At 50.2% G+C, this 21561-nt stretch carries 18 protein-coding genes and 6 pseudogenes; 7 read left to right on the top strand and 17 right to left on the bottom strand.

The window, feature by feature from the left end; translation table 11 throughout:
* Window positions 1-73 precede the first annotated feature (73 nt).
* From FLT43_RS00110 to FLT43_RS00090, 5 genes are all read right to left on the bottom strand, one after another.
* Window positions 74-721 carry a phage integrase N-terminal SAM-like domain-containing protein gene (locus FLT43_RS00110; protein ID WP_087443907.1) on the bottom strand — a complete coding sequence of 216 codons (648 nt, stop codon included), beginning with the start codon at window positions 719-721 and terminating at the stop codon, window positions 74-76.
* Window positions 722-895: 174 nt separating this feature from the next.
* Window positions 896-1075: a hypothetical protein gene (locus FLT43_RS29575; RefSeq protein ID WP_115057785.1), complete on the bottom strand. Its 180-nt coding sequence runs from the start codon at window positions 1073-1075 to the stop codon at window positions 896-898.
* 67 nt (window positions 1076-1142) lie between these two features.
* Complete coding sequence (locus FLT43_RS00100; protein ID WP_127510923.1) at window positions 1143-2231, bottom strand: hypothetical protein; 1089 nt, start codon at window positions 2229-2231, stop codon at window positions 1143-1145.
* A gap of 308 nt (window positions 2232-2539) precedes the next feature.
* Window positions 2540-2779: a hypothetical protein gene (locus FLT43_RS00095; protein WP_087443909.1), complete on the bottom strand. Its 240-nt coding sequence runs from the start codon at window positions 2777-2779 to the stop codon at window positions 2540-2542.
* 142 nt (window positions 2780-2921) lie between these two features.
* On the bottom strand, window positions 2922-3854 hold the full coding sequence (locus FLT43_RS00090) for a restriction endonuclease (RefSeq protein ID WP_087443910.1): 933 nt from the start codon (window positions 3852-3854) through the stop codon (window positions 2922-2924).
* Window positions 3855-3967: 113 nt separating this feature from the next.
* Here FLT43_RS00090 and FLT43_RS00085 point away from each other — a divergent pair.
* Window positions 3968-4973 (top strand): annotated as a pseudogene (locus tag FLT43_RS00085) (IS3 family transposase).
* Between the two features lie 967 nt (window positions 4974-5940).
* Here the strand turns inward: FLT43_RS00085 and FLT43_RS00080 are convergent.
* Window positions 5941-6159, bottom strand: coding sequence for a helix-turn-helix domain-containing protein (locus FLT43_RS00080; protein ID WP_172879231.1), 219 nt, complete (start codon window positions 6157-6159; stop codon window positions 5941-5943).
* Window positions 6160-6310: 151 nt separating this feature from the next.
* On the opposite strand from FLT43_RS00080, the gene FLT43_RS00075 reads away from it, so the two are divergent.
* Window positions 6311-6607, top strand: coding sequence for a hypothetical protein (locus tag FLT43_RS00075; protein WP_143797144.1), 297 nt, complete (start codon window positions 6311-6313; stop codon window positions 6605-6607).
* Between the two features lie 204 nt (window positions 6608-6811).
* Here FLT43_RS00075 and FLT43_RS00070 read toward each other — a convergent pair whose 3' ends face one another.
* From FLT43_RS00070 to FLT43_RS00060, 3 genes and pseudogenes are all read right to left on the bottom strand, one after another.
* Window positions 6812-7231 carry a hypothetical protein gene (locus tag FLT43_RS00070; RefSeq protein WP_115057784.1) on the bottom strand — a complete coding sequence of 140 codons (420 nt, stop codon included), beginning with the start codon at window positions 7229-7231 and terminating at the stop codon, window positions 6812-6814.
* Window positions 7232-8200: 969 nt separating this feature from the next.
* Complete coding sequence (dhaK, locus tag FLT43_RS00065) at window positions 8201-9961, bottom strand: dihydroxyacetone kinase subunit DhaK (protein ID WP_087443913.1); 1761 nt, start codon at window positions 9959-9961, stop codon at window positions 8201-8203.
* Between the two features lie 2 nt (window positions 9962-9963).
* Window positions 9964-11093, bottom strand: a pseudogene (locus tag FLT43_RS00060) (glycerol dehydrogenase).
* 207 nt (window positions 11094-11300) lie between these two features.
* On the opposite strand from FLT43_RS00060, the gene FLT43_RS00055 reads away from it, so the two are divergent.
* Window positions 11301-12317, top strand: a complete 1017-nt coding sequence (locus FLT43_RS00055) for a PocR ligand-binding domain-containing protein (RefSeq protein ID WP_087443915.1) — start codon at window positions 11301-11303, stop codon at window positions 12315-12317.
* Between the two features lie 39 nt (window positions 12318-12356).
* Here FLT43_RS00055 and FLT43_RS00050 read toward each other — a convergent pair.
* Window positions 12357-13253: pseudogene (locus FLT43_RS00050) on the bottom strand (LysR family transcriptional regulator).
* Window positions 13254-13389: 136 nt separating this feature from the next.
* Between FLT43_RS00050 and FLT43_RS29830 the strand changes: the two are divergent.
* The 3 genes and pseudogenes from FLT43_RS29830 to gltS all read left to right on the top strand — a co-directional run bounded on the left by FLT43_RS29830 (window position 13390) and on the right by gltS (window position 15544).
* Window positions 13390-13641, top strand: coding sequence for an arginase family protein (locus tag FLT43_RS29830; RefSeq protein ID WP_244951369.1), 252 nt, complete (start codon window positions 13390-13392; stop codon window positions 13639-13641).
* The gene (gene hutG / locus FLT43_RS00045) at window positions 13551-14375 is read left to right on the top strand and encodes a formimidoylglutamase (RefSeq protein ID WP_244951368.1); all 825 of its coding nucleotides are present in this window, start codon (window positions 13551-13553) and stop codon (window positions 14373-14375) included. The genes FLT43_RS29830 and hutG overlap by 91 nt, the downstream gene beginning before the upstream one ends.
* Window positions 14359-15544: pseudogene (gltS, locus tag FLT43_RS00040) on the top strand (sodium/glutamate symporter). The gene hutG and the pseudogene gltS overlap by 17 nt, the downstream one beginning before the upstream one ends.
* Before the next feature lie 89 nt (window positions 15545-15633).
* Here gltS and FLT43_RS00035 read toward each other — a convergent pair.
* From FLT43_RS00035 to FLT43_RS30690, 6 genes and pseudogenes are all read right to left on the bottom strand, one after another.
* On the bottom strand, window positions 15634-16293 hold the full coding sequence (locus FLT43_RS00035; RefSeq protein WP_087443919.1) for an HXXEE domain-containing protein: 660 nt from the start codon (window positions 16291-16293) through the stop codon (window positions 15634-15636).
* Window positions 16290-16854 (bottom strand): annotated as a pseudogene (locus FLT43_RS00030) (TetR/AcrR family transcriptional regulator). The gene FLT43_RS00035 and the pseudogene FLT43_RS00030 overlap by 4 nt, the downstream one beginning before the upstream one ends.
* A gap of 1199 nt (window positions 16855-18053) precedes the next feature.
* Window positions 18054-18314 carry a hypothetical protein gene (locus FLT43_RS00025; RefSeq protein WP_143797143.1) on the bottom strand — a complete coding sequence of 87 codons (261 nt, stop codon included), beginning with the start codon at window positions 18312-18314 and terminating at the stop codon, window positions 18054-18056.
* Window positions 18311-18724, bottom strand: coding sequence for a hypothetical protein (locus tag FLT43_RS00020; RefSeq protein WP_143797142.1), 414 nt, complete (start codon window positions 18722-18724; stop codon window positions 18311-18313). Before FLT43_RS00020 ends, FLT43_RS00025 begins: the two co-directional genes overlap by 4 nt.
* A gap of 123 nt (window positions 18725-18847) precedes the next feature.
* Window positions 18848-20541, bottom strand: a pseudogene (locus FLT43_RS00015) (glycosyl hydrolase family 95 catalytic domain-containing protein).
* A complete protein-coding gene (locus tag FLT43_RS30690; protein ID WP_423250186.1) occupies window positions 20517-21035 on the bottom strand; it encodes a hypothetical protein in 519 nt (172 codons plus the stop codon). Before FLT43_RS30690 ends, FLT43_RS00015 begins: the two are co-directional and overlap by 25 nt.
* Window positions 21036-21045: 10 nt before the next feature.
* On the opposite strand from FLT43_RS30690, the gene FLT43_RS29110 reads away from it, so the two are divergent.
* Window positions 21046-21195, top strand: coding sequence for a hypothetical protein (locus tag FLT43_RS29110; RefSeq protein WP_185974557.1), 150 nt, complete (start codon window positions 21046-21048; stop codon window positions 21193-21195).
* Between the two features lie 42 nt (window positions 21196-21237).
* On the opposite strand, the gene FLT43_RS00005 is transcribed toward FLT43_RS29110, so the two are convergent.
* Window positions 21238-21561 (bottom strand): glycoside hydrolase N-terminal domain-containing protein (locus tag FLT43_RS00005; RefSeq protein ID WP_143797139.1); only part of this gene is annotated, 324 nt, incomplete at its 5' end.

Raw genomic sequence — 21561 nt, 5'->3', positions numbered from 1 at the left:
TGAAATTGCAAAATACACCATAAGTCAAGGCAAATTAATTCCTCCCTTGATATTCCTCCAAGTTCGCAAAAAATCAACTCATAGTGTGATAACTACGCGGATACCTATACAAATTCGCGGGAATGTACGAAACCTGCCTGCCTCGAGGACGAACTGGTCTCTTACCTCCCCCTTTTCTCCGTCCCCTCTCCGCGAGATCCATTTTCCATACTTCTTTTTGCAGAAGCGATATTGCGCTAATTGCCTGATTTACATAAGAGTGTGTACAGAAACGAGACAATAAATGGAGAGCATACTCTTGAAGACATTGATCATTTCTCACCTGTCCGCCCTGATTCAGGTAGGCCTTATAACGATTGACATGACCAACATTGGCGCGAATCGTTTTCGCACTGTAGCCGTGAGCACGCATTGCATCAACAAGAGCCTGCTTCTTACTTTCTCCCTTAATATTATGTTTGGTAGTCGCTTTTACTAGATTCTTCTGCATCCAAAATCCAAGGAGCTCATTTTCCTTAACAACTGTGAAGATGCTCACCCCTTCACCTTTTAAAATCTCCATCATTTCATAAATGGACTGTTCATCTGGCACGATCCACGCGCGATGCCGTGGACTCCAAAATATACGGGACAATTTCTTCGTCCGCTCTATCAACTCAGCATCATACGAAGCGTAACGCAAGCCCCACTTCACTGAACTTTTCCAAATTCTTACCCACAACGCTTACTCCCCCTAAGTATACCGACAGTGTCTAGTATTGGAAATATCATCTTACATAGAAAAAGAGACACCTCCGCCGCCTATACCAGAATGAAGCGCCTCCGATTCTTTCGGCAAACGATGATTTACTTTTAGAAGTCCTGTTTAGCTAATGCCCCCGAATGTCTAAGAACATTATGGTCCTTCATATGGTGGATTTAGGATGTGTTCTGCAAAGTCTTCTTTATATGGGCACTCTCCTGCTAAAATTGAATGAGCAGCTTTTTGAAAGTTGTACTTTGTAACCTTTAATTGAATTTCTTCGTCATTAATTAATACCTTTAGCTCTACTTTGTAAACCCACCCTTCCTGCATTAATTATCTGTTTCTCATAAATTTCTCGAACAAATTGAATATGCGTATGACTTGTTCAATTCCGCGTTTAAGCTAACAGGTACGCCGCGTATTCCTCAAGGGCGCTTACAATTCGGTCATGCTGCCTGTCCTCAATTGGAACGAAGCGCCGGGCCGGAATATCAAGTATATACCAAGCTGCGGATTTGTATCGGTCCATTCCTAAGTAAGTTGTCCCATCGATGCTCGCCTGCACGAGACAGGTACCCTTATTGTCGACGAACACACCGGATTCGCCTAGCAGTTCCTTAGGCTGAATATTCAGCTTCATCTCAGCCCACTGCTGCCCCAATCCGGTGGACGTATCCAATAGCCCACATCCATACAACACCATCAGGTACAGAATCGTACCTAGCTGCGGAAAAGTATACGGTAACTCTAGGCTCCGCGGCATATTCGCATGCCGTACAATCCATGCCGACTGCACATCCCCAGGCAGTACCATCCGGAAGCGTTTCCCGTCGAACACGGCTGTTGTAACCTCTTCTGAACAGACGTTTTCCTGTGCCGTTCTGCTGTTGGATAGAGCCCAAGGCACCGCAGCCTCACCCAAATACAGGTTTAGCATTTGCGTGAAGATGGAGATATCCTCCATCGTGCCTTCCCGAACAAGCTGGCCATCGTTCAGGTTCAACGCCCTGCGGGTGAACAATTTGTCGTTAACAGGCACGTTGGAATGCGGAATCCCGAAGAGATATTCTGTGCCGTTCACTGTAGCCGTCATGAAGAACCGCTGCCAGCCTTTGATCGCATACACAGCCTCCGGGCCGGTACGGATACCAAGCGAACGAAGCCAGCGGGTTAATCCATATTTCTCGTTCCCCGGATACCCCAGCAGCGCATAGAGTGCCCCGTGCACCAGTTCTCTCCTGTAGTTCCCTGCCACTACATCGCGCAAGCTTGCCACGTCATGCCGCTTTACCTTCACGACAATCTTGGTATCATTGAAATCATACCTCGGACCCGTGCGAATGGACACAATGAACGGGGTCTCCACCGCTTCGTCGACGATGACCGAGACACTATGGATTTTTGCCAGCATTACCAACCGGCGCAGTTCATCCGCCTTCGTCACGATATCCGTAATATAATAGAGCCTCGTTAATACATGCCGCAAGGATTCTTCCCTATTTTTGTCCTGGATCACGCCGATATAGATGGGCCCCAAATATACTTTTGAAATTCTGTCGGGTGCCAGATAAGAAGTAACACACCAATTTAAAACATGATAAGGATCCTCATGCAAACCATAGGTTCGAAAAATCCTGTCATCCATAAGCTCCGCCACTTTGTCCGCAATACGAGTCCGTATCGATTCGGGCAGCGCATCATAGGAAAACATAGCCTCCCCCTTCCCATAAACGCGATTTCAACCTCAACTAAGGCGAACCGCCATTCGACATATCTTCCATTCGGAGCTTCACTTCAACCAAGCCGAATCCTCCCCTCATGGCTGATGGCGGCCACTCCGGCATGGGCGCTGATGGACACGGCGTTGGAGATCATGTACCGCGAATTGGACCATTGATAAGGATTATATCGTTGAATCAACTCTGCCGTTCTGAACTTCCTAATCTGGACAGCGGGCGTCTCGTATACCCACAACTCATCCCGCTCTTCATCAAGATGGATGCCGCACACGACATGGAGGCTGCCCGTGAACATCGACTCCGTGAGGAGCCCGCCGCGACCAGTTAGCCGATGCGGCCACTGAAACCCTCCCCTGCCAACTACTTCTCGCGAACCGAGGGCCGCCACGCCCGAAGTGTAAAAACAGTGTTAGATTAAGTACCTGCTTTATAGCCAATTATTTAATCAACTTATTTTTTTGAAGTTTTATAATAGTTTCGAGTCTCTCATCCCAGTCACTACCCAAGTGAGAATTCAAGAGTAAAATGATGTTCTCATAATTAATAATGGTGATTCTTTGATCAATATTACTAAGAGTCGCACTTGCATAGCCAGTGCAGAATATAACACCTCTATTGATTTTGTCATTATTAACTGTATATGCGAATGATTTAACATGGTTATTAGTTAATTCTGTGGTATTGTATAACTTACACTCAATATAGACACGTTCTTCACCGTCTATTCGTGTAATTGAGGCGATAATATCTTTTCCTCCATCCCTCGTTGCAGATGTCCATTGAGTTTTGTAGCCCATTTTTGAATATAAGTATTCAATTAGCCATTCAAATTCAATTGGTTGTAATTTCAATAGATTTCTTTTCGGTTTATTTAGATAAATAAATCTAGCATAGATAATTTTTACACACTGGCTAAGTCCTATGATCCTATCATCAGGGAGGTTAGGCTGGGAATAGGCATAACCTTCTAATGCAACAACCGCTTGATAAGGTGAGAAGGGTAATAGTTCTAACACCCAAGTCAAACCTTCCCAAGCATCGTTTCCATTTTCTATTCTTTTGTACATTTCATTTGAGTCCATACTTAATAATAATTCTTTCATTTCAATTTTTAGGGGGTCAGAATCCTTCAAGGTACGATACAGTTTATAATCCTCAACATCAATTTTTCGATGTATTGGAACTAATAAGCATCTTAAAAGTTCTTTTACTTCGTGTATTGTTTTTGTCTTTATGTTGTCAATATATTCTTCAAGCCACTCTTCGTAAGGTATCCTTAGCTGTGGATATACAAATTCCCCTTTTCTAATCAGTTCAAACCATTCATCAAAGCTTTTATAATTTTCAGTATAATAATTTTCTAAAAGCACTGTGGAATTCTTCCTTTGCTTTAATTTTATTAGTCTGGATCGGCTATACTTAATTGGACAGAAAAAATATGGGCTAGTAGAATGAACACATCAGACCAAGGAGCGGATCTACTATGCCAAGGAAAAGACGTACATTTACAGATGAATTCAAAAACAGATGGTTCAGTTATACGAGAAGGAAAATCAAGAGCAGATATTGTAAGTGAATAAGAACTAACAGCATCTGCATTAGATCGCTGGATCAAACAAGCTCATCTGTCAGGTCCCTTCTCAGAGAAGGACAATCGTTCGCCAGAAGAAAATGAACTTATCGCTCCGCGAAAAGAAAATCAGCTACTCAAAATGGAGAACGACATTTTAAAGCAAGCCGCGCTTATCATGGGACGAAAGTAAGTGTCATCAAACGAAATCGTGACAAATACTCGGTATCAGCAATGTGCGACGTCCTGCAAATTTCTAGAAGCACGTACTATTATGAAGAAAAAGAACGTCACTATGAAGACGAGATGACAAAACCTATCGTTGAAATCTTCGAAAAGAACCGGAAAGCCTATGGCACAAGAAAGATCAAAGCCAAGCTTCATGAACGCGGACTTATCGATCTAGACGTCGAATTGGACGCATCCATGAAGGAACAGGGACTTGTTTCTACGTACACGGTGACTCAATACAAACCTCACAAAGCGGCATGTAACCAGTCGCAGCAGCCAATTGAACTGAACCGTCAGTTCCAGCAAACTGAAGCGAAACGCGTCGTTGTAAGCGTTCTGACGTATGTCAAAGTCAAAACAGATGGCAGTACATTTGTGTACTGGTTGACCTCTTTAATCGAGAGATCATTGGCTTTAGCGCAGGCCTGAAAAAGGATGCCCCCCTGGTCGGTATGCCTTTGCCTCTACGTCAAATTCAGTTATTCCACAAGGATCGTGGTAGTGAATTCAAGAACAAGTTGATCGATAGACACTTACTGAGTTCCAGATGAACTTCCAGAGCCTTCAGCATCTTGAGTTAGAGCTGTACGACTACGTAAATTGGTATAACAATCACCGAATACATGGAACTTTAGGCTATATGAGTCCTGTTGACTACAGAAGATCAGCCCTTAAGAAAGCTGTTTGATATACTGTTGACAATCCAAGATTCATAAGATTTCATTGTTAAATCTAATATTTATTATAGGTTCTTTAATTTGTACGCTAGCGATCATTACACCGCTTTCAGGTAATCGTAGTTCATTGAAGCATGTTTCCGGTTCCCAGAAAGGTATGAAGAAAATCGTTGAAGTCTTCTTCAGTTATAAAACCAGAAAACGCATCATCGAATATAATGATGAAATTGATACTGAGTAACTTTGAAACTTTATATCGTTAATATAGACACCTGGCCAGTACTTAATAAATTCATCATAGATATAATATCAGCCGAGAATCGAATCAAGCTCTTCTGCAAAAACATCTTGTAGTGTTACTTCAACTTCGTTCAAAACAATCACCTTTCGTTTCGGAATTATTTCGCAGGACATTTCTATATTCACGAGCCCGAGAGGCTTAAAGATACGCCAGCGACTGGGTGCGAAGCACTTAGCCTCGCAGGGTTGTTCGCTGAATCAACTTCTCTGGCTTGCGAACCAAGGGTGCAGTCCGCAACGTAGATATGATGTTAGCTGAAGTTGGGCCTTTATTGAATAGCTATCAATAGGTCTTTCAGAGATTCTATATATTAATCATTTCCCAATTACTCATCACATACCAAAATTGAAGAAAGATAGTTACCAATTAACTAACATTTATATAAAAGCATACCTTAAGTCTTCTTATTCTCTTACGATAACTATCTCTCAATCAATTCATGTTTAATTGTTTTTGATCAGTGTAATTAACATTAACTCCATAATCCCCATCAACCCCAGAGCAATGTAAAAAGACGCGACCCGGGCTTAGATAACTCTTATCTTAGGTTGGGTCGTGTGTTGTCTGAATATTCTTTTTGTTTATACATCTGACAACCAAGGGGCGAATGTACCACAGCGTAGATGCATTGTACGGTGGGGTCCTTCTGCGAATATTCCCTCGTCGTTTAGTACTCTTTAATTATCAGGCGTGTATTCAATTAAATCTGATAGTTTGCATCCAAATGTATCGCACAGTTTAAATAATGTTTCTAATTTTGTTGTCTCAATATTTATTTCTTTATACAGTTTGTTAATTGAATTTCTACTCAGTCCAGATCTGGTCATTAACTCTGTTATATCATCTATTCGGTGCTCAGCCATTAAAACTCTGATATTACACTTTATCAAACAGATTCCCTCCCATGCTCAATATATTATCTCTCTGAAAATCATTTTTTTCAATTAGAAGTCATCATTTCACCTTATAAAGTTAATAATTCTCTTTACAATTAACCCTACGAAGGTATATAATAATCTTATAGAGTTAAAGAGAGGAGGTAAGTCATTGCCTGAATCCTTTGAAGTCTTAGCTGAACCTTTAATTCGCAATCGTATAGAAACGCTATACTCAAAATCAGACCTTGAACAACTTTCTTCTGAATGTCAGAAGTATCTAAAACTAATTCGAGATTCGCTTCCAGATAACCTTCAACACACCCTATTTCTCTATGAAGACGCCCAAATTTCATTACAAATCGTTTTGGAAAGTAAAATATATTTACAAGGATTTAAAGATGCCTTGTATCTTTTAATGAATTACATATTCAATGAATTAAGGGCCTTGCGGCCCTTTTCTTTTTAGCTTGTTTACCTTGTCCTTTTTTATTATCTTGGATCGTCTACAACACTTGTCAGGACAATAAATATAAAGTTAAGTAAACTGAATCCTTAAACAAGATGAGGACATACTATCGAAACATTTCCAAATAAACACAAAAAAGCGGCAGTTCAGTATTGAATTCTGTACTACCGCTCTTAATTACAAAGTATTGATCTATCAGGAGGATTACTGCCAAGCTTGAACTCTAACCAGTGTAGGATTTTCTGGTAATCTGGTTACACAAACACCATTACCAAGTCCTGCAAGATCAACCGAACCGCCGAGAACAGATTTTAAGGAGGAGTTTCTGGCGTTAGTTCTAAAACAAATTGGTAAGCCAATATTTTCAAGATAATTCTCGTCATCTTGAGCAAAGTCATCTGGAGATTGCGTTATAAAGAGTACCGCCCCGCCTTTTGATCTACTTGTCCTTACTATATTAATCAGAGAAGGTTGCCCAAACCCAAGTACTTTTCTAGCCTCATCAATAACAATCATTAATCGTAACGCTCGGTTAAACTCATCATCCAAGGCTGAGTCCCGTAGACGAGCGAGGTATGTATCAATTGCATCTATGATGAGAAATACAACGAATCGCTGCGTCATCTCGTCTGCCTCATGGACATCAATGATCCAACTTTGTCTAAAAAATTCATTAGGACTCATATTAGGCTCAAATAAATTATAATCACACATTTCTTTTAGAGTGGAAAACACTATATCATCTGTCTTTTTATTTTTTTCATTATATCATTTTTTTAAGCTCAGAACCTGACTAATTTCATGTCTACTTTCTGCCAGTTGGTGTCTGAATAAATCAAAAAATCATTTGTCATAACTCTCGTTACTGTATTCTAAATTTAGCCTACAAAGAGGCGCGTATACGTATAATCCGACGAGCAGGATCATAACGCCAACTCCACTTCACTCTACCTTTCCAAATTCCCTCTCACAACGCTTGCTCCTCCCCTAAGTATACCTACAGAGTGTAATGTTGGAAATATCATCGTACATAGAAAAAGAGACACCTCCCCTACCTTTAGGAAGAGCGAAGTGTCTCCGATGCTTTCAGTTAACAATATACGAACACCAGCTTTAATGGAGATTTTCGTGCGTTTTGCTGGAAATCATTTAGACTAACTCATCCCGTCATCTATAACATCCGTTTTGTTTTCAGCACATCAAAGAAATAAATCATAAATTTGTTTAAAAGACACTTGTTAATGCGACTTTGATCCCTCGAAAGTTCAGAAATTGCTGCACCACTGCAGTATTCTCCGAGACAACTAGCTACCCGAAAATGATTCCTGCAAATCTACAGGAATTTTCACCACTTTTGCTCCTGACGGGGCAAAAAAGGTCAAAAAGCTGCACCAGCGCAGCTTTTTGACCTTATCCGCCTGCCAAAGGAGTAAATTACTGTAGTTTTGCAGCATTTGTCCCCCGGACGGGGCACTTCCCCCCGGAAGCCCGGCAGTTCAGAAGTCCAGCAGCGCTCCACCTGTGCACCTGCCACTGGCATCTGCCGCAGCGCCTGCACCTGAGCCTGGCCCCTGCAACCGCAGGGGCCAAGTGCTACTCCATCACCCGCGCCAACTCCGTGAAAATCACGCCGAGCGCATAGGCGCCGGCGTCCGGGTAGCCGAGGCTGCGCTCGCCAACCGTGCCTGCCCGGCCCATACGGGCGACGATCGTCTCCGTATGCTTCGCGCCTTGGACGGCAGCTTCCGCCGCTGCGGTCGCTGCCGTCTTCACCTCGTCGCCCGCTACGGCGCTCCGCTCCCAGGCGTCCGCGAACGGAGCCAGCGCGTCGATCAGCGTCTTGTCGCCGACGACAGCACCGCGGCCGAAGGAGCGTTCGCCGGTGTCCTGAATCCCTTTGACCACCGCCTGCATCATCCCCGCGAATTCAGGGACCGTCAATTCGGTGCGGTCCCCGGCATATTTCCCGGCCGCCCGGAACGCCGAGCCCCAGATCGGCCCGGAAGCGCCGCCGCAATGCTCCATAATGACCAGGGAGCAAGCATGGAAGAACTCGCCGATATTCCCGGCGTGATGCGCCAGAATCTCATGCCATTCGCGCTTCAATTGCTTGAAGCCTTTCGCGACGCTCATGCCGAAGTCGCCGTCCCCGGCATGCGAATCGAGCTCGCAGAAGGGCACTTCATTCTCGATAATAATCTCGCTCATCTTGTCGGTAAGATAGATCAAGTTGTTCAGCGAGAACACATTCCCCTCAATCTTCGCATAGGCAGGATCCGTCTCGCAGCGATAAGACACCGCTTGCTTCTCCGCCGTCTCCGCTGCCTCCTCCTGGACAGCCAGCGGCGCGAACGGCCCGCTGACCTGCAGCGCCGGCGTATCGCAGTCCGCCTCCAAAAACGGCTTCAACTGCTCATCCAGCCGCATCAAAGACACGGAAGCCCCGGCCATATCGATGCTCGTCATATAGTTGCCGACGAAGACCTTAAAAATGGAGACTCCACGACTGCGGATTTCCCGCACGACCGCGTTAGCGAGCAGATACAACTCCTGCAGCGGCGAGCCGCCGAACCCGTTCACCAGCACCGCAAGCTCATCAGCGGAGCCATCATCCAGCTTCATATCGCGGAACAGATCCGCCACCATTTTCTTCGCCAGCTCATCCGCCGACTGCATCTTCTCCCTGCGAATGCCGGGCTCGCCGTGAATGCCGACGCCGTACTCGATTTCATCCTCGCCCAGCTCGAAGGTCGGCGTCCCTTTGGCCGGGACGGTGCAGGACGTGAGGGCGAAGCCGATGCTTCTCGTCCGGTCGATCGCGTGTTGGGCGACAGCCTTCACATCCGCCAATTCCAGGCCCGCTTCGGCGGCAGCGCCGGCGATCTTATGCACGAACACCGTTCCGGCCACGCCTCGGCGGCCGACCGTATACAGACTGTCCTCCACCGCGATGTCGTCGTCCACTTTCACATAATCGACCTTGATGCCGTCTTCTTCCGCGAGATGGGCCGCATTTTTGAAGTTCATAATGTCGCCGCTATAATTTTTGATGATGAGCAGCGTGCCCTTTTTGCTGGCGGAAGCCTTGATCGCTTGATAGACCTGAATCTGGGACGGGGAGGCGAACACATCGCCGCACACCGCCACATCGAGCATCCCTTGCCCGACGAAGCCGGCATGCGCCGGCTCATGGCCGCTTCCTCCGCCGCTGATCAAGGTGACCTTTTCCCCGTTCAGCTCTCTCTTCTTCACGATCTTGTACTTGCTGATGAATTCCAGCTCCGGATGAGCAAGCACCAGGCCGCTGCACATTTCCCGGACAAGTGTCTCCGGCTTATTGATAATCTTCTTCACGATTATTCACCCTTTTGCTTAAATTGCTGGCCAATCTGATCCGCGACGCGAATCGCGGCCACCACCATCTCTTCATTAACCGGGAATGGCATCGAATGAATCGACTCTTCCGCGATGCAGGCTTTGGCCGCCACGTTCCGCAGCTCTTCATCCGTCACGCTCGTCACGCCGATATCAGCCAGACAGACCGGCAGGCCCACGCTGACGCAGAATTGCAGCACCTCATTCATTTCCGCGGTGCTCGCATTTTCCAGAACCAATTGCACCAGCGTCGTAAAGGCCACTTTCTCCCCATGATAATAATGATGCGTACCCTCCAGTGCCGTCAAGCCATTGTGGATCGCATGAGCCGCCGCGAGACCGCCGCTTTCGAAGCCCAGGCCGGACAGCAGGATATTCGTTTCCACAATATTTTCAAACGCAGGCGTCACCAGATTCGCGTCGCAGGCCGCTTTGGCCTTGGCTCCATCCTCCAGCAAAGTCTCATAGCACAGCTTGGCCAGAGCCAGCGCGGCACGGGTGCCGACTGCCGGACCTACCCCCTCTTGCTCGCCGCATGGCAGCCCTGCATTGACTCGCGAATACGAATTCGACGTCGCTCTCGCTTCGAAATACGTCGACAGCGCATCCCCCATCCCGGCGACCAGGAAGCGCGTCGGCGCATTCGCGATCACCGTCGTATCGATCATGACGACCGTCGGACTTTGCTTGAAATAAGCATAATCGTCGAACTCTCCTTCCGGCGTATACAGCACGGCGGAATGGCTTGTCGGCGCATCCGTCGCCGCGATCGTCGGAACGATAATGAGCGCTTCGCCTTCCGCGACGCATTTGAGGTGTCGATCGCCTTGCCTCCGCCCAGCCCGATCGTGCAGGAACAATTATGCTCCGCCGCAAGCTTCTTCAACCGCTGCACTTCCTGACGGGAGCACTCTCCGTTGAAACCGCTCTCAACTAGCGTCACTCCATATGTCTTCATCGTATGTTCAAGCTTCGGCTTGACGCGCTGCACATCATCGGCATGGGCAATCAGCAGAGCCGATTTTCCGAAGGTTTTGATAAAATATCCGAGATTCAAGAGTTCATTTTCACCTTGTACATATTTGGCTGGACTGATAAACGCTTTTCTCATTTGCGTAATCCTCCTCTGTGTTGTGTGAACTTCCACTTCCATTATAGTTGCGGCCGGGTACAAGATCATGGAACTATCCCTGCAAAATAAAGCGCTTTCTCATCGTATTTTCTTATCCTCTTATTCAAAAATAGTATTATCTTGTCCTGTCATCCGATTATTATGTGCTATAATAGGGAAGAGCGTACGGAAGGAGAATGAGTGATTATGACCTCGCGGTTTCATTTGGACAGCATCATTGATATGGAAAAATGGCAGACGCTGCAGGACTCGCTCTCTCTCGTTACGAAAATGGCCGTCATCACGACCGATTATAAAGGCGTGCCCGTCACGAAGCACAGTCACTGCCAGAGCTTCTGCCAGGCGATACGCCGGGACGAAGCCTTGTCGCCCTACTGCCAAAAATGCGACGCTCGGGGCGGTCTGGAAGCGGTGCGGCTGAACAAGCCTTATATCTACCTTTGCCACTTCAATATTGTCGATATTGCCATCCCGATTATCGTTCACAATCAATATATGGGCGCCATCATGGCCGGTCAGGTCAAGCTGCGCGACAACCCGATGGACCTGGAGCAGATCGTGACGCGTCCCTCCAATGCCGTCGCCAACGCCAAATTCCGCACCCTGGAGCAGGACTACGATTCGCTGCCGGTCCTGTCGTATGACGAAGTGGTGACGATCTCGGAGATGCTGTATCATCTATGCAATTATATTGTAGAGGAAGCGATTCATAAAAATGCGACCATCGACATGTACCGGCAAGCGTTAACCGGCAATAACCCGATCATCGATTCGTTGGCCGATCATGCGTTCCGCAATATTCAGACCATGAAAAGCGAACTGGAAAACACGCTGCTCAACAGTCACATCAACAGCATGACCCAGCAGAGAACGGAAGCGTCCAACCCGATTCTGCAGCCGGCATTCGATTATATTTATAGTCATAAAAGCGAAAATGTGAAGCTGGCCGATATGGCGGTCCTCTGTCATGTCAGTCCGAGCTATTTCAGCCGCATCTTTACGAAGGAGACCGGAGAGAACTTCTCCGTGTTCATCCCCCGCCTGAAGATGGAATGGGCCAAGCAGCTGCTGGAGACGACGGAGCTGTCCGTCTCGCAGATCAGCAACGATCTCGGGTTCAGCGAACCAAGCTATTTCATCAAAACGTTCAAAAAATTCGAGCGCATTACGCCGGCCCGCTATCGGCAGATTTACCAGCGCTAGAGAGATCTGCTCCATCGCGAGCGGCGCAGCCAACGTCCGTCAGACGTTGGCTTTGTGGTCTGAGGCGAAGCACCGTTGAATGTCTTCCAGGAAGCTCTGGACCGCGGGAGCCAAATAGCGGTTTTTCATATACGTTAGATACACCGTTCGTTCGAGCGCAGGCGAATCCATCATTTTCCGGACCATGGAGGCATCCTTCGGTTCAACTAGATAATTTTCAGGGATGATGGCAACCCCCAGATTTTCTCGGACGAGTGTCAAAGCGGTCTCAAAGCGTTCAATTTCAAATTGGATGTTCGGGGATGCTTCTTCAAGCGCGAAGGCTTTCAAAATATCCTCCCTCGTCTGGAACCCTCCATGCTAATAATAAAAGGCTCCTCGGCCAGCTCTGTAAAGGTAATGGATTCCTTCACGGACAGAGGGTGATCCCGGTGCAGCACGAGCACCAATTTCTCCTTATATAAAGGAAGCGATTCGATGTCCTCCTCCTCAATACACTGATTGGTAATGATGAGATGGGTATGATATTTCCGCAAGGAATCGATGACCGCCTTCCGGCTCAACACCTCGATTAGCTTGATCCGTATCGAAGGAACCGGCCCTGGTATTCGCGAATGACTTTCGGAACCCAATGCCTCACCGACTCGATCATGCCGATGATAAGCTCCCGCTTCCCGTCAGCCTTACCTCTTGCATCTCCTTTTCAAAATGTTCATATGGGACAGGAGCTGAAGCGATTTGTTATACAGCACTTTGCCGGCGTCCGTCATCTCTATTTTTCGGGTGCTTCGTTCCAGCAAGGGCGAACCGACCTCATGCTCCAGATTTTAATGGCGTTGCTTAACGAAGGCTGGGAAATATGCAGTTTTGCGCCGCTTTGGAGTAGCTCAACTGATCGGCAACCGTCACGAAATAAAACAATTGCTTGATGTCCAACGCTATCTTCCTTTCTAATTTATAACTCCAAGCTATTAATTTATTAATATTATATATTTTAAATTATAAGAATGTCATCTTATAATAATACAAACAACCGAATACAGGTCAGAAACTCATAGAGAGGATGGGAAAATTGCAAAACAAGGTTGGATCTGATGTGTGGACCGGACGGACGGATCATGCAGAGAGAAGAAGCAGCTTCCGCTACCATCAAATCGTGGAACCGATCGATCTGGATACATGGCAGACTGCCTCTGCTGCCTCTGCCAAGACTTGCGCCATTATCGGGTTTGAATGCGAGGAAGGCGTGCGGCGGAATCAGGGCCGAGTCGGGGCGGCACAAGCTCCGAATGCGATCCGGCGGGCGCTTGCAAGCATTCCTTGAGAGCCGAGGAAGGCCATCGGCTTGCCGACGCCGGCAATATAAGCTGCCGCGGCGAACAGCTGGAAGAAGCCCAGGAAGCATTGGGCCAGGCGGTCTACCGCATCCTGTCCGCAGCGGCTACTCCGATTATATTAGGCGGAGGCCATGAGACGCTGTATGGGCATTATCTAGGGGTCCGCCGCTATATCGGCGCAGACGCTTCGCTGGGCATCATCAACATTGACGCTCATTTCGATTTGCGCGCCTATGACCAGCAGCCTTCCTCGGGCACGATGTTCCGCCAAATATTGGAGCAGGACCGCAACAGCCATTATTTTGTGCTCGGCATTCAGCGCTTCGGCAATACCCAGGAGCTGTTCGACAAGGCGGACGAGCTTGGCGCGGGCTATATTTTGGAAGAAGAGATGCAGGATGGACTGATGGATGAGATTACATCCGCCTTGCACGAATTTATCGACCAGCACGATTATGTGATGCTTACCCTGTGCACCGACGTGATCAATGCGGCATTTGCGCCGGGAGTCAGCGCCCCGTCCCCTTTCGGATTGAATCCGATGATTGTCCGCAGCCTTATCCGAGCGGCAGCATCACATTCGAAAGCGCTTTCTTTTGATATTTGCGAAGTGAATCCGGCCGTAGACGAACAGGGCAGAACCGTAAAGTTAGGTGCTTACTTGACGAATGAAGCCATCATGGCCATTTTAGGGAGGGACAACGATGACATTGGCACTTAATCAAGTGAACACGATATTTTTGGCCGTCGCGCTGCTCGTACTCGGGACATTCATTGTCAAAAAGACAGGCGTGCTGCAAAGGTTTTGTATTCCGGCCCCCGTGGTCGGAGGTCTCTTGTTCGCCATTATCGCTACAATTCTGAAGACGACAGGCCTGTTATCCATTACATTAGACACCTCGCTCCAAAGCCTGTTCATGCTCACGTTCTTCACCACGGTAGGCTTGGGCGCCAGCTTCCAGCTCATCAAGCTGGGCGGCAAGCTGCTCGTCATCTATTGGCTAGCCTGCGGCTTCCTCGCTCTGGCGCAAAATGTCATCGGCGTCTCCCTCGCTTCCCTGTTCGGCATCCACCCCCTGATCGGGATGATGGCCGGAGCGGTGTCTATGGAAGGCGGACATGGAGCCGCAACCGCATTTGGACAAACCATCGAAGAGATGGGCATCCCGTCCGCACTGTCCATCGGGATTGCGGCGGCCACGTTCGGTCTTATCGCCGGAGGCTTGGTCGGCGGCCCGACGGTCAAGTATCTGCTTGGCAAATACAATCTGAAACCAACCGAAGCCATTGAGGATGCTGTGGACGTAAAAGAACACGCACAGCCGATTACGACTCATACTTTCTTCATTCAAGTCTTGCTCATTACCTTCTGCATGGCGTTAGGGACATATTTGGGAGATCTGTTCTCGTCAGCCACCGGCTTCGTCCTGCCCGGTTATGTCGGGGCCATGTTCGTCGCCGTCATCGTCCGCAATACCGTGGATAAATTCAAGCCACAAGCGATCGATATGAAAAGCATCAACCTGATTAGCGACGTTACGCTTGGCATCTTCCTGTCCATGGCGCTCATGAGCATCAAGCTGGGAGGTAGCCGATCTGGCGCTTCCAATCCTCGTCATCGTGCTGGTCCAGGTCGTATTTATCGTCCTGTTCGGTATTTTCATTTTGTTCCGGCTGCTCGGCAAAAACTATGACGCCGCCGTAATGGTCGCAGGCTTCACGGGCCACGGACTGGGCGCCACGCCCAATGCGATGGCCAATATGGCCGCGGTCACGGAGCGCTTCGGCCCTTCCCGCAAAGCGTACCTGATCGTTCCTATTGTCGGCGCCTTTCTGATTGATGTGTTCGCTATGCCAATCATTATTACGACGCTTAACTTATTTAAGTAAAAAAGTCTCACAAGCATCAACGCCGCTTCATTACGGAAAAGGCTGAAGAAGACGGACCTTGTCATGCAAGTATCCGCTGCGAACGTTGGCTAGTCCCGATCCCCGTGCTGCGTTTTTCGTTCTGCGGACAAGTTGTACGGGCCAAGCTGCTTCGGAGTAAACGCATAGGGCGAGTGTTCGTTCTTCAGCCACATATTCCCCTTGATGATGAAAAGATAGACGGCGATCACAAAATAAACCGTGCCCAAAATCCAATCCCACGCGCTTGCCAGATTGTGAGTCAAGATATGATAGATATACCAGCCGCCGATCGGAAAATGAAGCAGCAGAACGGCGCCCAAGCCGGGGTTATATATTGTTTTCGCCTTGAGGTTAGCAAAGATGCCATGCCATATAAATTGGAAAAAGCCCATGAAAACGGGGGCAAGCCCGAGCCAGATGAGATGCGGTACAAAGACGGGTAGAAGATAGAACAGATAAGCGATGCCGAGGTTGATGATCATGGCGGATTGCGTATTCAACGGGTAGCGCTCCGGGTGCTCGCTTCGAAAAATGACGGCGTTAAACAGCCCTCCGAAATAACCCGGCCACCGATATTCTTCGAATTGATGCACCAATATCGCCACAAAGCTGAGCCATAAGATAATCTCGATTTCCGGTGTGCGATCTCCATTTGCCAGCAGGCCAATGCATACGAAGAAGGCGACAACGAGACCTAGATCCTGCCAATAATCTCTTAGAAATTTCATTCCCCTCGCTCCTTTGCTTCTCCCTGTTCAGGAAAATAGCGTTCAAACAAAAAATCGATTTGCCTGTCGATAGGAGCTTGCTTGACCCCGGCCCCGGATTCAAGCAGCGGCTTCATTAATGCGGGGAGAAAAATGGCGCCAAAAATTTGCGTAATCATTATCACTAACGATTCCGGCCGTGGCCCGCAAAAATTCCCCATACTCATGCTGGGACGCGAACATCGCCGAGCCGGCGGCTATCGTATGAAGCACCAGCTCCGGATATTGCTGAATGACCTGAACATAGCGGGCCAAAAAGAATTTCAATCGCTCCTTCGGCGGGACAGATACGTCATCCAGCACATCGAATGTATCGCGAAAGCCGATCAGCAAGCCCTTGATCGCCTCGTTGATCAGCTTATCCTTGGAACCAAAATAGTAATTGACAAGCGCGATGTTCGTGCCGGAATGGGACGCGATCTTGCGAACCGTCACGCTGTCGAATCCTTCCCGCTTGATGACGTCCAATGTCGTCTGCAAAATCTTCTCTTTCGTATCAGTACTCTGGTCTGGCGGTGTCATCGAACCCTCCTTATTCTGAATTGATGTAAGAGCATTACACTTGCCCAATTTGCGTTGGTCTTGGTCGAGCTGAAATGAAGGAAGATATCTCTTAAAAATGGAGGAAAACATTCTCTTAAAAATGAAAGAGAACAACCTCTTGAAAATGAAAGAGAACATTCTTTTAAAATGAAATCCTTTTAAACGATGTTTAAATCATCGTTTAAAACGAGTGTAACACCTTTTCCAGAACAAAGCAATCCGCTAGCCATAACAAAAACCTTCTGTCCACCGTTTGATCCGCACCTTTGTCTCACTTTTGTCTGCACCATTGTCTCGCCTTTGTCTCACTTTTGTCTGCACCATTGTCTCGCCTTTGTCTCACTTTTGTCTGCACCATTGCCTCGCCTTTGTCTGTTCACCGCTGTCTTGCCTTTGTCTGCGCCAAGGCCCTCCAACCCCAAGAAGCCGCCGCCGACGCCCGCGAAGAGCCGCGCTCGCATCCTCCTCCCGGGCGTCCGGAGCGTGCCAGGACCAGCTGCGCTCACACTCGCCTTCGCACTCGTCCGGGCCAATTATACTCCCCGCTATGGCTCTTTTTTGCCATTTGCTTTTTACACAATTATATAGACTTAGCTCCTCTCCCCTCCAAAATGCTGCAAAAGTACAGTATTTTCATAGACCCCGCTATTCGAACGAGTGAATCCTGCAAAAATGCACCAATTTTGTATGTTATCGCTTGGTTTGGACACGAATCGAGCAAAATGATGTACCCATGCAGGAATTTCCCCCATATTACCCGCCAAGTGGAAAAAATACTGTAGTTTCGCAGGATTCCAGGTCGTCACTCCCCTTTCATCAGTGGAATATCCCAAAAAACCAGGGGCCATCGCCCCTGGTCTAAAGAAACTACTGTTGCAGACGCAGCACTCACTGCATATTACTGGCCCAGATGAGTCATGCAACCCATACTACTTCCGCGGAAGCACCATCCCCACACTACTTGTTCCAGACGCAGCACGACTCATACTACTGGTCACACCCAGCACGCGCGCATTAAGCTTCCGCGACCCCGCTGCAGCAGCGAGTTACAATCCGCCGCAATGCCCGCTATCCGGCTGCAGACATGGCTGACCTACGAATTTACTCGGATTACTTCGGCACGACCGCACTAATTGCGACATTCGCTAACATCGGCCTACTCTTTGAACATCGAGATCTCACAAATACGGATAATTCTTGTTCACAATGAGTACATTCACCCGCCACGGCAAACCTTTCCCGGCACTGAAGCGGATCGCCGCGCAGCCGTCCCGTCTCTGCGCGATCGGCACAATGTCGGTCGCGAATTCTCCTGTGCGCAGCGGCCGTTCCGGCTGCCAGACGCACTGCCCTTCGATCTCGATGGCCGTATACGAAGGGCTGGCGCTGTCTCCGGAGACGAAGAGCAGATCGTAGCGGCCTCGCGGCAGCTCGATCAAGAGCGCCTCCTCCGTCCCGCCGATGAAATCCCGGCGCAGCTCATCCGGCGCCCGCGGTCTTCCGCGATCAGCTCCCCACCGTCCATCCACCCGATGCCCGTATAAGGCGTAAAGGCCATCTGCGGCGTTAACGGGCGGAACGTCTGGCCTACGATGCCGTCTATATGGACCTGCCGCGGCAAGGCCTGGCCGTAATCCTTGGCCCGCTTCCCCGGGCCGCAATCGATCCGGTAGGCGGCGAGACGCGATTCCCGGTAATTGCCCGCATAATAATCGAAGGTGAAATGATCCAGCAGCTGATAATGCCGCGTATCCCGGTCCTTCCCGAGAAAGACCCGCCGGCCCGTATGCGCCTCGCGCACACGCGGCGAGCTGCGGCCCGGACCCGGCACAGCAGCTTGACCGGGCACATCGGATTCGCCCGTCTCGCCGGAACGGCCTGCCTCACTGAACGGCCCTTCTCACTTGATTGCCTCACTTCACCTGCCTGACCCATCTTACCGTACTGCTCCATCTCACTAGACTGACCCGACTCACCGGACTTCCCGTCTTACCGTACTGCTCCATCTCACCAGATTGCCCTGCCTCACCGCACTGCACCACCTTACCAGACTGACCCGACTCACCGAACTTCCCCATCTTACCGTACTGCTCCACAACACCAGATTGACCCGCCTCAGCAGATCGATCTGCCATACCGCCCCGACCCGCATCACCAGACTGGCAGGCCTCACCAGGATTATCGGACTGGCCTGGCTCATCCGACTGTCCAACTGCCGACCCGGCGGCCGCATCCTCGGCTCCCGCCTCCCGCACAAAACCAGTGAGAGACCACCATCCACCGCCGCCGGATACACGGCATAATCTCCGGCGGCCTCCGTGTCGAAGCCGAGCCGCCCCTGCTCCAAATGATGCGGAATCCTCCTCCACCGGACTCGTCCAGCCGCGCCACGGCCGCTTCCGCCTCCGGGCCGAACGGATGGACCAATACGGCGCGCTGTCCCGCCTTGCTCTTCAGCCGGACCCAGGCCGTGCGCCCCTCCTCCGGGCGGCGCTGACCTCGAACGCCCTGCCGCCAGCAGATTGCGGAAGCTGCACTCCTCCCACCTGGCGTAAGGACGAACCTTGTGGCCGACCTCATGCGCATACAGACCGGCCATCCGATCCGGCTCCGGCTCCTGACGGGATGGCGGGGAACACCTCGATGGCGCCGGACCAGCTTTGCAGCAGCATTTCATTGATAGCGGCGACCACCTCCCGGAAGCCTCCATCATATGCGGATGATAGAGCGGTTCATTCGTAATGTTGCAGTAATTCATCCACCGCTCCGTCTCCTCCGCGAACAAGCCATTGCCCCGCAGCGACAGATCGATCCCCTGCTCATAGAGCAGCCGGAGCGCGGCGTTCCCCTTGCCCAGCCGCGAGGCCGCGCAGGAGAGCCAGCCGAACTGGAACACGCCATATTCGGTATGATGCTCCGCATAGCGGAGCGTGTTCTCCGCCAACTGCCGCAGCTCCGGCGCGCTATGCTTGCTGAGCTCGCCGATCGGATAGATCGGCATCAGCAGCGAGGGATGGCGCAGAGGCATGCCGGCGGGCGCCCATTCCGAATCGCGCAGCACGGAGCCGTAACGCTTCGACTCGCCCGTCGGATAAGGGGCAAGCCGCTCCGCCAGCTCGCTCCAGCGGCGGCGATCCTCCTCCGCCTCGCCCAGCAGCCTATTCGCTTCAACAGCGATGCGAAGCAGATGCTTCACCGTCGACAGCGTGCTGACCGAATTCCGCGTCAGCGGTCCCTGCTCCGGCGAGATATCGGGGAAGACGGCATATGTACCGCTCTCGCCGTCCGCCTCCACAATCCCTTCGCAGAACCGCAGAATGCGCTTGAACAGCGGATACGCCTTCTCCTTCAAGAATTCCCGGTCCATGCTGTAGCGGTAATAGTCCCACAAAAATTGCGCGCACCAGGGCCAGATACTGTAGTACAGCGCATGCGGATAATCGCCCGCGATGCCGTCCAGCCCGTAAAATTCCGCGCCATCCGCTCCGCTTCATCGGCATACGACAGCAGCCCGTCGTGGAACACCTCGGCAATCTCCAGATGATTCGTCGTATAGAGCGGCCAGAACGCCGCCTGAATATTGACGTCCCAATACCACATGCTGCCCCATTTGGTCGGCTGCTTAATATCCCACAGGCCGTTCAGACCGCAGGCCTGCTCGGCCATTCTCCCGCCTTCGCTGCTGCAGGCGATCGCATACAGATTGATATGCCACAGATCCTCCAGCAGCGGATCGGGGAGCGAGACGGAGGAGCGTTCCCAGAAGCGCGTCCAGTACACGATGGCGCTCCTTCAGCCGCTCGACCCGCAGCCTCCCGATTCAGCCGCTCTAGGGCGACGGCCTCCAGATCCGGCGCCCCGGTCACCACGGTCGTCAGCAGCGTCACCGACGGCTCGGCAGCCGCAAGGCGGATTCGCATTCCATCGTCGCTTATGTCCGCTATCCCCTGCGCTCCGGCGATCCTCGTCATGACGAGAAAAGAAAACGGCTCATACACCCCACGGTCTTCGCCGTCCGGATAGAAGGAGCCCTGATAGCAAAAGGTCGTGTCATCGACCCGCCAATAATCCGCGGCCAACTCCGCATATCTCCGGACCGGAAGGGATAGTGAGACCGCCTCCAGCAGCGATGGAGACGTCTGCCGAATCTCGCAGGACATAGTCCCCGTCTTGGGCGATAATCGTGCAGGCCTCCAGCTTGTCCTCTCCTTGCTCGATCCGCAGCCGGACACATGCTTGCTCGACATCAAGCTGCAGGACATAGCGGTCGGGGTCTGCCAGCTCCGCGGATGGGAACAGGGCGATCTCCCCGTCGGATAATGAGACACGCCGCCGGCCGGCTTGCCGTAGCGGCGATGCAGATTATGCCCGACAGCGCATCGCCATAGAGGAAGAACGGCTCCTGCCCGGATCGCGGTACATCTCGCGCGCCCGTTCCTTCAGTTCCTCGTAAGTGCGGCCGTACATCTTCCGGTACGATCGCCTCTCACCGCAGCGATACGCCTGGCTATAACGGTGAAGCTTCCGGTAATACACCTCGTAATGATTCATCGCCAGCGTCAACCTATTATCCTCGAAGAACATCATTCCGCCGAAATGCCCGTTGCCGAGCGGCAACGCCTCGTTCCAGCCGCCTGGGGCATTTTCATAGAATACCGTATGCATGATGACTCCTTCCTGCATTCC

This window comes from Paenibacillus thiaminolyticus, from assembly GCF_007066085.1.
GTDB lineage: Bacteria > Bacillota > Bacilli > Paenibacillales > Paenibacillaceae > Paenibacillus_B > Paenibacillus_B thiaminolyticus.
The sequence above is the reverse complement of the archived record's forward strand: the minus strand, read 5'-3'. Positions and strand labels throughout refer to the sequence as shown.